A 15,639-nucleotide genomic window follows, 5' to 3' on the forward strand; every position below is an offset into this window, starting at 1 on the left:
TATGAATAGCTTTGTATATATTCCGCTCATAATTTAGAAGGGCGATGAGCACTACTGAGCACATTTTTCTAACAAAAACCATGTCATATCGTCTTGAGGAAAATTAAGATCTCGATGATATACAAACCCATAATCAACTAATTTTAGATCAGGATACTTATCAAGCATTTCACCGGCAAAATCACGTTTGAATAACCTACCATCATGACCTCGATAATTGGTTTCAACGGGTGTTGGATTGTAATACTCAGAGATACATATATAACGATCACTCGACACATATAACTTCTCATATACATTTTGTAATTCAAATGGATTAATGTGTATCAAAACGCCTTTAATAATAGCTAATTCATGAGTCGATTTCGGAGTAAAATCCAAAATAGAAGAATGATAAACTTTTAAGTTATTGAAGCGTTTTAAGGTTTCAACAGCCTTAGCATTAATTTCAATTGCAGATAACTCAACCTCAGGTAAAAGTATAGATAGCGCCTCAAGATTTAGACCAACATTTGATCCAAATTCAATAATGGATTTAGGTGAGTTTATATGAGCTAGTACTTTGGTAAATAATGCTATGTTGGAAGCGATTATTTGCTTTCCTTGATTTCGCTCTAAGTAGTCATCACCAAATTCGCCAGCCCAAAAAGCTTCTTGTTCAGTTTTATAGTTCATGTTGAATCTCCCATTTTATCTGCTCTCAGCAATACCTTGAACAAGTTAATCACACTTAACCCATAAAATATTTCACGACATCTATGATATAATTTTTCTTTATATTATAACCACTAATGTTGGTTTAGTTAACTTAGAATTGCTTTTAAATACAGGAAGCAGATAAATAAAAATATTTCTCTATTTTACAGCCATTAGAAACATCTCGCCACCAACACACTACATCTTGGCATAAAAACTGCTTAAAAAAGCATGTAGACGTTAAGTTGACTATACTAGGTAAAATACAAAAAGAGGAATCGTATGTCATCACAACAATCGGTTATTACCAATATTTTTACTGTTTCTCCATTTAACGAGTATTACTTGCCAAGTGTCAATCGTCGTATTTTTGAGAAGGTTGACTCTGTATCTCTATTTAACAAAAAATTCCACTCAAAATTTAAGCAAGAAAACACGCTACATATCATAGTTGGTATGGATTCTGGTTTACTCGCTAACTATGTTATGGATTATCCTTTAGCAGACGGTTCAAAGTACCTTTTTGTAGAGTTAGATGAGGTTTTAAACTTTCTTAATGTAGATATCCCAGACTCGATAAATAATTCATTTTCAATTTGCAGTGCAACACAATTCAAGAAAATATTAAAGGATAAAGATTTCAACCTATTTATTGTTAAGCATAAATTCAAACTCCATTATTCAACAGCTGCAACAAGCAATGACATTTACACATTATTAAATCATGATATTGAAAAAGCCATAGAGCATGAATATTTTGAAAGCAGTATCGGATTCACTCAGAAAATTTTTTTTAAACGACAGTTAGATAACTTGTCAGAAAATTTAATGCCAGCAAAACTACTAACAAATAGCTTCTCAGGTAAAACATGTATAGTACTGGGTGGAGGGCCTTCTTTAAATGAGCATTTAAATTGGATAAGAGAAAACAGGGATAAACTTATCGTTTTCTCAGTATCAAGAATTGCAGGGAAATTATCTAAAGAAGGTATAAAATCTGATATTATTGTAACGGTTGATCCTCAAGATCATAGCTTTGAAGTCAATGAAGCAATGATGAGTTTAAGCGATGAAAGTATATTAATTAGCGCAGATCATACTTGTGCAGAAATCGTAGCTCAATGGAATGGTAGTCTACTTTATACAGGTAAGCAAATTCCTTGGGATGATGAAAGAAATAATGGAAATATAAAAACTGAAGGTCCAACCGTTACTAATAGTGCGATAAATATTGCAACGGAAATGGGCTTTTCTCAAATACTTTTATGCGGAATAGACTATTGTCACTCACAAACAGGACAAACTCATACCTCAGACACATACAGAGCTAATTTAGGACCTGATATTGGCACTATCTTTGAGTGGGTAAAAACTTATAAAGGCGAAATGGCCGAAACACCTATTCAACTTTTACATGCGATAAATGATCTTTCTCAATTTGTAAAATCCCACCCTAATGTCACCTTCATAAATCTTTCAATTGATGCTGCAGTTGTAGAAAATGTCGATTTTAGAGTTGCTAGTGACATTACATTAACGGATATAAGCACTGCACAAAGAGATTTAATTTGTCCGCAGCGCTTTATTCTGAATGCAAATGAAAAGAAGTTAATGTTAAATGAAGTAAAAGTAACTTTAGACGTATCAATAAAGAAACTAGAACAGTTACTGACTAAGCTAGAACAAGCAAAAATTCTATGCAAAAAAATTAGCAAGATTAAGTCAAATAACAACACTTTGATTTCGATGGTGAAAAAATTAGACTCTTTAGAGAATGAGTTCAATAATAAATATAAAAAATATTCATATATTATAAAGTATTATGGGTATTACGAGTTCTCACAGTTTCTTACGACTAAAAGTACTGACAGTTGGACTTCTGATGATATTCATAATCAGAGTAAAGTTTACTATGATGTCTTTTGTAACGTTGCTCAGGAACTATACGATTTAACCTTAAGCGCTAAAGCTCGACTAAAAAGTAGAATTTCTGAGTATGCTGAACCATTAAACTTTAGTGCTTTTATTCCTCAATGGCGTAATGACCGCCATTTTGGCAGGGTTTTAATTTGGCAACGTGAAAATTCAAATATCATTGAGAATTTAACCTTAGATGATAGAACTACGCTGAAAAAATTAACAGATGAATATAGAAACCTATTTGTAAAAAAAGATGAAAAAACCAATAGCAATTTAATTGAAAACCTTAATAATGCAACAAAAAAGTTGAACATACTCATTCATCAGAAACATCTTATAGGTATAAAAAAAATGGTTGAGTATTTAGAACCATTTAGTAAACAAGACGTTAAAATAGAACGATTGTATTATCTTGCAAAAAGTTATTATCAGTTTTTCACTAACTCATTCGAAAATGCATTAGAAACAATATTACAACTTAGTGACACACACAGAGAGGAACAGGAGCTTAGTCTGATTATAAGGTTATCTTTAAAGCTTAATCATATTGAACAAGCTATAGAAAGTTTATCCAAAATCGTTCAATACAACGATGAATACTTACCACAGTATGCTCAAACTTTACACTTACAAGGTCAAAACCAATTAGCTCTGACAGCCTATTTAGACTACTTAGACAAATACCCTGAAGATGTACCAGTGTTACTTAAATTCGGTTTATTCCTAGTTAATGTAGGAGAAGTTGATAGTGCTAAATCTATACTTTTGCAAGTAATGAGTATCGACCCTAACAATCAAACTGCAACAAAATACCTAGCAATATTAAACAAATAGTTTAAATTATAGCCAATAAAAAACCGCTTTATCACTAAAGCGGTTTTTTGTTACTGGATAGTGCAAAGCAAAAGATTAGTCTTCGCTTTGACGGTCCATGTTTTCAGTGTTCTCAAGCCATAACGCATTGATGATACCGAATGAACAAGCCAGTAATACACCTAGAATCCACGCAAAATACCACATAGATATAGCTCCTTAAATTAGTACAGTGAGGTTTTATTGTTTTCAATAAACTCACGATTTAAGCGACCGTACATCTTGTAATAAGTCCAGATGGTGTAGCTTAATACGGTTGGTACGAAGATAATAGCAGCAATGGTCATTACTTTTAAGGTCATTTGACTTGCTGTTGCATCCCACATGGTTAGACTCACATTAGGCTCTAATGATGATGGCATAACAAATGGGAACATCGCAGCACCACAAGTCACAATAACACCGGCGATAGCAAGCGAGCTAAACAAGAAAGCAAAACCACTACGGTTAAAGCGACTGGCTAAAATAACCAATATAGGCATGACTAAACCCAATACTGGGAATAGCATGGTCACTGGGTATTTGTCGTAGTTGACTAACCAGGCACCGGCTTCAATTGCCACTGTTTTTGTGGTTGGGTTTGATTGGCCTGCTAGGTCAAGCGTTGATGTAATCACATACCCATCAATACCATTGACTAACCATAAGCCTGCTGCAGCAAATAGTACAAACAACAAACCACCACATATTTGCGATGCTTTAGCACTACGTACACGTAACTCGCCTTCGGTTTTCATTTGTAACCAAGACGCGCCTTGCATCATAAACATCGTGACACTGACAAGACCGGCTAACAAACCAAATGGATTTAACAAGCCGAATAAGCCACCGTGGTAAGTTGCACGTAGATATTCGTCAAAGTTAAATGGCACGCCTTGCAATAAGTTACCAAATGCAACGCCAATGATCAGTGGTGGCACAAAGCCGCCAACAAACAATGCCCAATCCCAGGTTTTACGCCATTTTGGATCTTCAATTTTTGAACGGTAATCAAAGCCAACTGGACGCATATATAGCGCGAACAACACTAACATCATCGCGATATAGAAACCAGAAAATGAAACCGCATAAACCATAGGCCAAGCAGCAAATAAGGCGCCACCTGCGGTGATTAGCCAAACTTGGTTACCGTCCCAGTGTGGGGCGATGGAGTTAATCATAATACGACGCTCAGTATCGTCTTTACCAATAATCGGTAATAACGCACCTACGCCCATGTCAAAGCCATCAGTTACAGCAAATCCGACTAGCAATACGCCGATTAATGCCCACCAGATAAATCTTAATACTTCATAATCAAACATAATCAGGTCCTCCGATTAGGCATCTTGGGTTTCAAAGTGATAACGACCAGTCTTTAAGCTACTTGGGCCAAGACGAGCGAACTTGAACATTAAGAAAGCCTCTATCACCAGTAAAATGGTGTAGAAAACCGTAATCGAAATAATACTGAACCATAAATCAGCAGGCGTTAAGCTCGATGCCGACATAAAAGTAGGTAGCACTTCTGAGATAGTCCATGGTTGACGGCCAAACTCTGACACAAACCAACCCGCTTCAATCGCAATCCAAGGCAGGGGTAAGCTGTAAAGTGCAGCTCGTAATACCCATTTTTTCTCAGCAATTTTATGACGCGTGCTTTGCCAGAATGATGCAGCAAACACAAATAACATAATCACACCACAACCTACCATCAAGCGGAAAGTCCAGAACATAGGTGCAACGGTAGGGATTGAGTCGTACGAAGCTGCAATAATTTGCTCTTCTGTCGCGTCAACCACTTTATCGGTATAACGTTTTAGTAAGAAGCCGTAGCCTAAGTCGACTTTGGTTGCTTCAAATTGCTCACGGGTTTCAGGCGTTTCATCACCGGCACGTAATTTTTCAAGTAACGCATAGGCCACCATACCGTTACGGATACGCGCTTCATGTTCTTTTACAAGATCTTTAAGGCCTGTCACCTCTTCATCTAAAGAACGTGTAGCAATAATACCCATTACATATGGAATTTTAACGGCATAATCTGTGTGCATGGTTTCTTGATTAGGGAAACCAACGGCAGTAAACGCAGCAGGAGCAGGCTCAGTGTGCCATTCGGCTTCAATTGCAGCTAATTTAACACGCTGAACTTCACCGACTTCGTAACCTGATTCATCACCCAGTACAATAACCGACAAAATCGCCGCCATACCAAAGCTTGCTGCTACTGCAAATGAGCGGCGTGCAAACGGTAAATCACGGCCTTTTAATATGTAATAAGCACTGATAGACAGGACAAACATCGCACCTGCAACATAGCCAGATGCTACGGTGTGAACAAATTTAACCTGTGCAACAGGGTTAAATACTACCTCAGCAAAATTGACCATTTCCATACGCATGGTTTCATAGTTAAACACAGAACCAACAGGGTTTTGCATCCAACCGTTTGCAATCAAAATCCACAATGCTGACATGTTAGAGCCAATGGCCACTAACCAGGTCACCGCAAGATGTTGACGTTTGCTAAAACGATCCCAACCGAAGAAGAACATACCCACTAAGGTAGACTCTAGGAAGAACGCCATTAACCCTTCAATCGCCAAAGGCGCACCGAAAATGTCACCTACATAATGAGAATAGTATGACCAGTTAGTACCAAACTGGAACTCCATAGCTAATCCCGTAGACACACCTAGGGCAAAGTTAATACCGAAAAGCTTACCCCAAAACTTAGTCATATCTTTATAAATCTGATTATTCGTCATCACATAAAGTGATTCCATAATTGCCAGAATAAAGGCAAGACCTAGGGTAAGTGGAACAAATAAAAAGTGGTACATGGCTGTCAACGCAAATTGAAAACGCGATAGCTCAACAACCTCTTCGATAATCATTGGCGACTCCTTAACTTCATTCAGTTCGACCAAATGCGATACGGCAATGACACATTGCCACAGTGATGATGTTATACCTGAAAACATTATTTTAAAGTTAATAATGTTAATGCGTTTATTAATGAAAATAGACGAATCAAACCATTAGCTTAGATTTTCAAGCCCAATCCTAAACGTTCTATATCTTACGGCATACAAGCAGGTGAGATCAGATTTTTTAATCAAATTTGTGACAAACATTAGATTTTTTGCATAGTAACAATTTAATCCTTTTGTAACAATCACTTACAACACACTCGACCTTGTTGAAAAGCATAAAATAATGATTTTTGTGATATAGATCCGAGCGGGTTTTAGTAAAAAGCTTTACAAACCTAACAAATTGCCGATTTCACCCTCTCTAGAGGTATTGACAATATCACCCCAATTGCTAGGAGCAAACATTTTAAATACGTTAAATGCTCATAAATACCTTATTGATTAATATTATTAACGAATACATAACCATTTAATAAAGTACGCAAAATGGATTAGCAGTCCTGAATATACAAAAACATTACAATATAAAATTAACTATATTATTCAGATAGGTAGAGATATTCAGACTTGGTAGATAATAAGAAAAACACAGTAAACATGAATAAAACTAATTCAAAAGATCATTTTTAGCATTTGAGCCCCTCAAATGCTGAACGTATGATTTATCCCCCCCCCTTGCAGTGTGTTAGACACCTTAGTCTAAATCTACCATTCACACGGTTCAGAGATATCGTATGCCACTGTGATTTGAATATACTATTAACTAAGCACGTCTTTTCTGAGATGTTTACTTCAAAAGAAGACAAATAACTGTCATTGAGTTAAGTGACATTATCAGTGCTTTAGTTCGTTACACCCTATATGGTATTAATTGACTGAATAAGTACTTTTTAGTGTTTTATTTTTCAGATAATGATTCACAATGTCATAAAAAAAGCGACTCAATTGAGTCGCTTTTTTGTTCACTAAACATGCTTAGCCAATCTTAACCCGTGCATTACGGAACATGCGCATCCATGGGCTGTCTTCACCCCAACCATCTGGGTGCCATGAGTTAGCAACGGTTCTGAATACTCGCTCTGGGTGTGGCATCATAATGGTGACACGACCGTCAGTAGTACAAATACCGGTTAAGCCGTTTGGCGAACCATTAGGGTTCTCTGGGTATTGCGTAGCGATTTGGCCGTGGCCATCAACATAACGCAGTGCAATTGTACCGGAGGCTTCAGCACCAGCAAGCGCTTGAGCATTGGCAAATTCTGCTAAACCTTCACCGTGCGAGACTGCGATAGGCATACGCGAACCGGCCATACCGTCAAAAAATACCGATGGTGACTGCTGAACCTCAACCAGACTAAAACGCGCTTCAAAACGCTCAGAGCGGTTGCGCACAAAGTGTGGCCAATGCTCACTGCCAGGAATAATTTCTTTTAAGTTAGACAACATCTGACAACCGTTACACACACCTAAAGCAATGCTTGAATCACGCTCAAAGAAGCGGCTAAATTCATCACGAGCACGGCTGTTAAATAAAATCGACTTAGCCCAACCTTCGCCGGCGCCAAGAACGTCACCGTAAGAGAAACCACCACAAGCCACTAAACCTTGGAACTCTTCTAGGCTGATGCGGCCTGATAAAATATCAGACATGTGCACATCGCGGCTTTCAAAACCTGCGCGGTCAAATGCCGCAGCCATTTCAATGTGCGAGTTAACACCCTGCTCACGTAAAATAGCCATTTTAGGCGCTGCGCCTTTTAAAATATAAGGTGCGGCAACATCTTCACTTGGGTTAAAGCCTAATTTAACGGTTAAGCCCGGTGCATCAGCTTGTTGTTTAAGCTCAAACTCTTGCTTAGCACATTCTGGGTTATCGCGCAGGGCTTGCATGCGGTAGGTGGTTTCAGACCACAAAGTGCGTAATGCAGTGCGGCTGTCAGCAAAGATAACACGCTCACCATCAGTAATACTGATCTTATCGGCAACTTGCAGACCACCAATGTGATGGCAGCTCACGCCTTTTGCTTCAAACTGCGCGGCAATGTCGGTTGCTTGCTCGGCACTCACTTGAATAACAGCACCCAATTCTTCGTTAAATAGACGCTCTAAATCAGTGCCGTTTAAGCCAGCTAAATCAATATTTAACCCCGTGTTACCAGCAAATGCCATTTCAACTAAAGTGGTAAATAATCCACCGTCGCTGCGGTCGTGATAAGCGATAACAGCCTGGTCTGCCACTAACTTTTGCATCACTTCAAAGAAGCCTGCAAGATTTGCCGTGTTATCCAGTGTTGGTGCTATATCGCCTAGCTCACTGTACACCTGCGCTAAACATGAGCCACCTAAACGATTTTGACCGTTGCTCAAGTCAAGCATTAGCAATGCGCTGTCGCCTTTATCAGAGCGCAGCTCTGGAGTGACGGTTTTACGAATGTCTTGCACAACACCAAAGGCAGTAATCACTAACGACATTGGCGATGTTACGGTTTTATTGACGCCGTTGTCTTCCCATGCGGTTTTCATCGACATTGAATCTTTACCGACAGGAATGGTAATCCCAAGCGCTGGACATAAGTCTTCACCGATAGCTTTTACCGCTTCATAAAGGCCGGCATCTTCACCAGGATGACCGGCTGGTGACATCCAGTTAGCCGACAGTTTAATGCGTTTGAACGAGCCAATATCTGCACCAGCAATGTTCATAATCGATTCTGCGACAGCCATACGCGCAGAGGCATCAAAGTCTAAAAGTGCAAGCGGTGTGCGCTCGCCCATCGACATGGCTTCGCCAGTGTAGCTGTCATAACTTGATGCGGTTACCGCACAGTCAGCAACAGGCACCTGCCAAGGACCCACCATTTGGTCGCGATTGACTAAGCCAGTAACAGAGCGGTCACCAATGGTGATTAAAAAGGTTTTATCGGCAACAGTTGGTAGCGTTAACACGCGCTTAACGGCTTCGGTTAACTCAATCTTAGTTTGATCTAATGCCGGTGATACTGCTTTAGCGGTTACCACATCACGGCTCATTTTAGGCGCTTTACCCAGTAACACTTCAAGCGGTAAGTCGATTGGTTTGTTATTAAAGTGGCTATCGGCAAGCGTTAAATGCATCTCTTCCGTCGCTTCACCCACAACGGCAAACGGCGCACGTTCGCGAGCACAAATATCAGCAAACTGTTGTAAATTCTCAGGTGCTACCGATAACACATAGCGCTCTTGCGATTCGTTACACCAAATCTCAAGCGGGCTCATGCCTGGCTCATCAGATGGCACGTTACGTAAATTAAATACGCCGCCTCGATCACCATCGTTAACCAATTCAGGGAATGCATTTGATAAACCGCCGGCGCCCACGTCATGAATAAACTGGATCGGGTTGGCGCTGCCTAATTGCCAGCAACGGTCGATGACTTCTTGACAACGACGTTCCATTTCTGGGTTTTCACGCTGCACCGATGCAAAGTCTAAATCTTCACTTGATTGACCTGAAGCCATTGAAGAAGCCGCGCCGCCACCTAAACCGATGTTCATCGCAGGACCGCCTAACACAATCAGTTTAGCGCCAACGGTAATTTCGCCTTTTTGCACGTGTTCTTCACGGATATTACCTAAACCACCGGCAATCATAATCGGCTTATGGTAACCACGCACTTCAACACCGTTATGGCTTGAGACTTCTTGCTCGTAAGTACGGAAATAACCGGTTAACGCCGGACGGCCAAATTCGTTATTAAATGCCGCGCCGCCTAATGGGCCTTCTAGCATGATTTCTAACGGGGTCACAATACGGTCAGGTTTGCCGTAATTGCCTTCCCACGGTTGGACAAACCCAGGAATTTTAAGGTTAGATACGGTAAAACCGTTTAAACCGGCTTTAGGTTTAGAACCTCGACCAGTGGCACCTTCGTCACGAATTTCACCACCAGAACCGGTAGCGGCACCAGGATATGGGCTGATCGCGGTTGGGTGATTGTGGGTTTCTACCTTCATCAATACGTGCATCGGCTCGGTGTGATAGTTGTATACACCGTCAGGATCAGGGAAGAAACGACCTGCAACAGAACCCGTCATTACAGCCGCATTATCTTTGTAGGCCGATAATACATAATCAGGCGTGACTTCAAAGGTGTTCTTAATCATTTTGAACAATGATTTAGGCTGTACTTCGCCGTCAATCGTCCAATCGGCATTGAAAATTTTATGACGACAATGTTCTGAGTTAGCCTGAGCAAACATCATTAATTCAATGTCATTTGGGTTACGGTTTAGGCGGATGAAATTTTCGACTAGGTAGTCAATTTCATCATCTGCTAATGCTAAGCCTAACTTGACGTTAGCGACTTCAAGTGCGCGGCGACCTTCGGCTAAAATATTAACACTGTTAAATTTAGCAGGCTCAGTGCGGGCAAACAGCACTTGGGCGTCATCAAAGCTTGGCAATATCACTTCAACCATGCGGTCGTGCAATAATCCTTGTAATTGCTTTTGCTGTTCAGTCGTTAATGTAGCTGACTCAACATAATAGGCAATACCACGCTCTAAACGCTTCACTTTACTGAGGCCGCAATTATGGGCAATATCGGTCGCTTTAGAGGACCAAGGAGAAATCGTGCCCGGGCGCGGAGTAACAAACAGTAACGCTCCCTCTGGCGCATGTGACTCGATTGCAGGGCCGTACGTAAGAATGGTTTCTAGTTGTAGACGTTCATTATCATCGAGTTGTTCAGTCAGATCGGCTAAATGCACATATTCGGCATAAATTTGCGATACTGGAAGCGATGCGTTTTCGCAAGCCTCCATGAGTTTTTGAACTCTAAATGCAGATAGTGCAGGGGCTCCGCGAATGATTTCCATCACGTCTATTCACCTTATAATTTATATAGGAGGGTCAGAATTGGCGCTATTATAGGGAATTGCACCATACAAATCACGTTCAAGCACGGGTGAAAACAGTGTTTCCTGATAGGGAAAATATCTCTGACGATGAATGCTACAGTGAATAGTATGACAACTTTACATCTGAACAATAACAGTACATTGTTTGATGTTTTTTTGTACAAGCCTAGGCGTTTTGCAAAACTCCTGATAAAGTATGCGAAAAATAACGCCTACCCCTACATATTTAAAGGCTATTCGACAGTATTAAACTCGTTTTTCTCGTATTACTCTCGTGAACATTAACGATACAACTTAAGATAACCAGTTAATAAATATGATCAAAACCTTATTCATCATTTTACTATGTGCCATATTAAGTGCCTGTCATCCAGTTGATATTCAACAGGTCGATATTGCTGCGCCTGCACAAAAGCGTTCAGCTTTAAAGGTTGGTACCCTGTATGGCCCACAGATTTACCTTAATTCTGAATTAGGTGAAACCGGTTTTGATTATGAAATGGCTCAGCGTTTTGCTGATTATTTATCATTGCCATTAGAAATGATCCCTTACACAGATCGCAAAGCGTTATTTAAAGCGTTAAAAGATAACGATATCGACATTATTGCTGCAGGTATTGCCAAAACCCCTAATCGCAGCCAGCAATTTAAGCTTGGGCCAACACTGTATAAAGTCAACCAAGTGCTGGTCTACAAAGAAGGCACACCAGAGCCTAAAGACATTGGCACCTTGTCTGGTGAAATCACCGTCATGGCGAACTCATCGTCTGTCAATACCCTAACTCAACTGCAAAAAGATTATCCAGAGTTAATCTGGAACCAAGTTAGCGATAAAGACAACGAAGAGCTATTTGCACTTATCGCCAAAGGTGAATTGAACTACACGATTTCAGACTCAAACAGTCTGCTGATCAATCAGCGCTTTTTACCCGAATTGCGCGCGGGGATGATTTTAGAAGAAAAAGTAGAAGTTGTGTGGTTATTGCCACCGAAAGACAGTGACCGTTTAATGAGCCAATTGTTAGCTTTTTGGCACAAAGAGAAACGTGCCGGCACCCTTGAGCACTTAAATGAAAAATATTTTGGCCATGTTAAGCGTTTTGATTATGTAGATACTCGCGCCTTTATCCGTGCTATTGACAATATTTTGCCCGAATATCGCGGCATGTTTGAAGAATACGCTGGCGAACTCGATTGGCGTAAGCTCGCGGCGGCGAGTTATCAAGAGTCACACTGGAACCCAACTGCCCGCTCTCCTACTGGCGTACGAGGCATGATGATGCTGACTCGCCCGACTGCCACTTATGTAGGAGTGGATAACCGTTTAGATGCTGAACAAAGTATCCGTGGCGGGGCATATTATTTAAAAGATATGTTAGACCGCTTACCTGAATCTATTCCTGATTCGCAGCGAGTATGGTTTGCTTTGGCCGCTTACAATATTGGTTTGGGCCATGTTGAAGATGCACGCCGCTTAACCGAATCCATGGGCATGGACCCTAGCGCCTGGCGAGACGTAAAAAAAGTATTACCTCTGTTGCAACAATCAAAATATTACAAGCAAACTCGATATGGTTATGCACGTGGCAGTGAAGCGGTACATTATGTTGACAGTATTCGCCGTTATTATGACACCTTAGTCTGGGTAGACAACCAAACTAAACAAATGGAAATCATTGAAGAAAACGACAGCATTGAAGTGATCGCTGAAGAAGCACCAATTAATACCAATGTGTCTGCACAGCAACCTTGAAAGAACAACAAGCCATAACTAATCATTCACAATAAACCATTGCATTGAGGGTATTGAAAAAATACTATGGCGGTTCTACGACGAGCTATCGCTTATCGCTACACCATTTCACACAGTAAAAATGATTGAGGTCTGGGTATGAGAAGAAGAATAATGAGCAACATGGTGTCACGCCGCCGAGTCATGCTTAAGGTACAAAAAAAACGCATTCAAAATCGTCAACGTGCTCATTTTTTACTTGTTCAAACAGAAAGTTAATTTAAGTCTAATCACTTTTCGTTCACGCTAACCGCTAGTCCTCAAAAAAAGCCATTAATCCGTTTGCTGTTTAGCTAACTGTTTAAGGGCTTTTTTTTCAGCTCGTCTACGCTTAAAAAACGCACTTAGCTGCGCCGCACACTCATCGGCTAATACACCCGCACTGACCGATAATTGATGATTAAACGCCGGATGTTGTAATAAGTTAATCACGCTGCCAGCAGCCCCTGTTTTTAAATCCTCAGCCCCATAAACCACCCGTTCAATACGGCTATGCACCATTGCACCTGCACACATTGAACACGGCTCTAGTGTCACATACAAGGTTGTCCCCAACATACGATAGTTTTCGAGCACGTTACCGGCTTGGCGAATACATTCCATTTCTGCATGGGCAGTAGGGTCGTGATTTAAAATACTGAGATTAAACCCACTGGCAATCATCACATCATCTTTTACTAATACCGCCCCGACCGGCACCTCGCCCTTTAATTCAGCCTGCTGTGCAAGCTGCATTGCTAAGCGCATCCACTTTTCATCTATGGCTAACTGAGCACGATCTATCGGCGCATCTTCGATGTCATTATCAACCTTGGTATGTACCCAAGGTTCGTTTGGGCGCTCTGCCTTTGGAGTATCTGTCACACTATTAACCTAGGTAAAGTTCATGCTTTCTATTCTACCAAATAAAAAAGACGCCGCAGCGTCTTTTTTGTAGAACCAAGGGTTAATCCGCTTGGATTATTCCCATTCAATCGTTGCCGGTGGCTTACCTGAAATATCGTACACCACACGAGAAATACCATCGATTTCATTAATGATGCGGTTCGATACACGACCCAAAAAGTCGTAAGGTAAGTGCGCCCAATGTGCTGTCATAAAGTCGATAGTTTCTACCGCGCGAAGCGACACAACCCAATCATATTTACGACCATCGCCCATCACGCCCACTGAACGTACTGGTAAAAATACCGTAAATGCTTGGCTGACTTTGTTGTATAAGTCAGCTTTATGCAACTCTTCAATAAAGATAGCATCAGCACGGCGTAACAAGTCACAGTATTCTTTTTTCACTTCGCCAAGTACGCGTACACCAAGGCCAGGCCCAGGGAAAGGGTGACGATAAAGCATGTTGTAAGGTAAGCCGAGCTCTAAACCGATCTTACGCACTTCATCTTTAAATAACTCACGTAGCGGCTCAACTAAACCTAATTCCATATCGTCAGGCAAACCGCCTACGTTATGGTGCGACTTAATTACATGCGCTTTACCGGTAGCACTGCCTGCAGACTCAATCACATCTGGGTAGATAGTGCCCTGAGCTAACCATTTAGCATTGACGCATTTTTTAGATTCTTCATCAAAAATCTCAACAAACACACGACCAATGATTTTACGCTTCGCTTCTGGGTCGGCTTCACCGGCCATCGCATCTAAGAAACGGTTTTCAGCATCAACATGAATAATGTTCAGTCCAAAATGATCGCCAAACATTTCTAATACTTGATCGGCTTCGTTTAAACGCAATAAACCGTTGTCAACAAACACACAAGTTAACTTGTCGCCAATGGCGCGGTGTAACAGCATAGCCACAACCGATGAATCTACACCACCAGAAAGGCCTAAAATCACTTCATCATCGCCAATTTGTTGCTTTAAACGCTCAATGGCATCTTCGATAATGGATGAGGGTTTCCAATTTGCCTCACAGCCACAAATGTCTAACGCAAAATGCTCAAGCATGCGTTGACCTTGACGAGTGTGAGTCACTTCAGGGTGAAATTGCACGCCGTAAAAACGTTTTTCTTCATTGGCCATTGCCGCAAAAGGACAGGTTTCTGTTTTAGCCACTGTCACAAAGCCTTCTGGGATCACCGATACTTTATCACCGTGGCTCATCCATACGTCAAGTAATGGCTTACCGTCTGCGCTCACGGCATCTTCAATGCTTTTAAACAGTGCAGAAGTGGTTTGCAGTTCGATTTGAGCATAGCCAAACTCGCCCTCGCCCACACCTTGAATCACTTTACCGCCAAGCTGCTCAGACATGGTTTGCATGCCATAACAAATGCCCAATACAGGAACACCAGCAGTAAATACATATTCTGGTGCGCGCGGAGAGTGGTCAGCAGTAACGCTCTCAGGCCCACCCGCTAAAATAATGCCGTTTGGTGCAAACTCACGAATTTGTGCTTCGCTGACGTCCCACGCCCATAACTCACAATACACGCCAATTTCACGAATACGACGGGCAATAAGTTGAGTGTACTGAGAACCAAAATCGAGGATCAAAATCTTATGATCATGAATATTAATCATGGGTAA

9 protein-coding genes are annotated in these 15,639 nt (G+C 41.0%); 2 read left to right on the plus strand and 7 right to left on the minus strand.

Translation table 11 applies throughout. The features are described from left to right. Nucleotides 1–51 precede the first annotated feature (51 nt). Entirely contained in the window at nucleotides 52–675 is a 624-nt protein-coding gene (locus PQR79_RS05880) for a pseudaminic acid biosynthesis-associated methylase (RefSeq protein ID WP_238107087.1), read from the minus strand. A 303-nt stretch (nucleotides 676–978) separates the two neighbouring features. On the opposite strand from PQR79_RS05880, the gene PQR79_RS05885 reads away from it, so the two are divergent. After that, on the plus strand, nucleotides 979–3,450 hold the full coding sequence (locus PQR79_RS05885; RefSeq protein ID WP_238107086.1) for a 6-hydroxymethylpterin diphosphokinase MptE-like protein: 2,472 nt from the start codon (nucleotides 979–981) through the stop codon (nucleotides 3,448–3,450). Nucleotides 3,451–3,525: 75 nt separating this feature from the next. Here the strand turns inward: PQR79_RS05885 and cydX are convergent, their stop codons facing one another. The 4 genes from cydX to purL all read right to left on the minus strand — a co-directional run bounded on the left by cydX (nucleotide 3,526) and on the right by purL (nucleotide 11,261). After that, nucleotides 3,526–3,636: a cytochrome bd-I oxidase subunit CydX gene (cydX, locus tag PQR79_RS05890; RefSeq protein ID WP_059747876.1), complete on the minus strand. Its 111-nt coding sequence runs from the start codon at nucleotides 3,634–3,636 to the stop codon at nucleotides 3,526–3,528. A 17-nt stretch (nucleotides 3,637–3,653) separates the two neighbouring features. After that, complete coding sequence (cydB, locus tag PQR79_RS05895) at nucleotides 3,654–4,793, minus strand: cytochrome d ubiquinol oxidase subunit II (protein WP_238107085.1); 1,140 nt, start codon at nucleotides 4,791–4,793, stop codon at nucleotides 3,654–3,656. Between the two features lie 15 nt (nucleotides 4,794–4,808). Beyond that, entirely contained in the window at nucleotides 4,809–6,365 is a 1,557-nt protein-coding gene (locus PQR79_RS05900; protein ID WP_238107084.1) for a cytochrome ubiquinol oxidase subunit I, read from the minus strand. 1,014 nt (nucleotides 6,366–7,379) lie between these two features. Beyond that, nucleotides 7,380–11,261, minus strand: a complete 3,882-nt coding sequence (purL, locus tag PQR79_RS05905) for a phosphoribosylformylglycinamidine synthase (RefSeq protein ID WP_238107222.1) — start codon at nucleotides 11,259–11,261, stop codon at nucleotides 7,380–7,382. A gap of 358 nt (nucleotides 11,262–11,619) precedes the next feature. Between purL and mltF the strand changes: the two genes are divergently transcribed. After that, nucleotides 11,620–13,056 carry a membrane-bound lytic murein transglycosylase MltF gene (gene mltF, locus PQR79_RS05910; protein ID WP_238107083.1) on the plus strand — a complete coding sequence of 479 codons (1,437 nt, stop codon included), beginning with the start codon at nucleotides 11,620–11,622 and terminating at the stop codon, nucleotides 13,054–13,056. A gap of 312 nt (nucleotides 13,057–13,368) precedes the next feature. Here the strand turns inward: mltF and tadA are convergent, their stop codons facing one another. Together tadA and guaA are read right to left on the minus strand one after the other, a co-directional pair. Continuing rightward, entirely contained in the window at nucleotides 13,369–13,878 is a 510-nt protein-coding gene (tadA, locus tag PQR79_RS05915) for a tRNA adenosine(34) deaminase TadA (RefSeq protein WP_372943390.1), read from the minus strand. Between the two features lie 177 nt (nucleotides 13,879–14,055). Then, entirely contained in the window at nucleotides 14,056–15,633 is a 1,578-nt protein-coding gene (guaA, locus tag PQR79_RS05920) for a glutamine-hydrolyzing GMP synthase (protein ID WP_238107082.1), read from the minus strand. Nucleotides 15,634–15,639 lie beyond the last annotated feature (6 nt).

The organism is Shewanella metallivivens (assembly GCF_028750675.1).
Lineage (GTDB): Bacteria > Pseudomonadota > Gammaproteobacteria > Enterobacterales > Shewanellaceae > Shewanella > Shewanella metallivivens.

Coding starts and splice junctions, on each gene's coding strand:
- PQR79_RS05880 (WP_238107087.1), bottom strand. CDS start 675: ATGAACTATAAAACTGAACAAGAAGCTTTTTGGGCTGGCGAATTTGGT.
- PQR79_RS05885 (WP_238107086.1), top strand. CDS start 979: ATGTCATCACAACAATCGGTTATTACCAATATTTTTACTGTTTCTCCA.
- cydB (WP_238107085.1), bottom strand. CDS start 4,793: ATGTTTGATTATGAAGTATTAAGATTTATCTGGTGGGCATTAATCGGC.
- PQR79_RS05900 (WP_238107084.1), bottom strand. CDS start 6,365: ATGATTATCGAAGAGGTTGTTGAGCTATCGCGTTTTCAATTTGCGTTG.
- purL (WP_238107222.1), bottom strand. CDS start 11,261: ATGGAAATCATTCGCGGAGCCCCTGCACTATCTGCATTTAGAGTTCAA.
- mltF (WP_238107083.1), top strand. CDS start 11,620: ATGATCAAAACCTTATTCATCATTTTACTATGTGCCATATTAAGTGCC.
- guaA (WP_238107082.1), bottom strand. CDS start 15,633: ATGATTAATATTCATGATCATAAGATTTTGATCCTCGATTTTGGTTCT.
- cydX (WP_059747876.1), bottom strand. CDS start 3,636: ATGTGGTATTTTGCGTGGATTCTAGGTGTATTACTGGCTTGTTCATTC.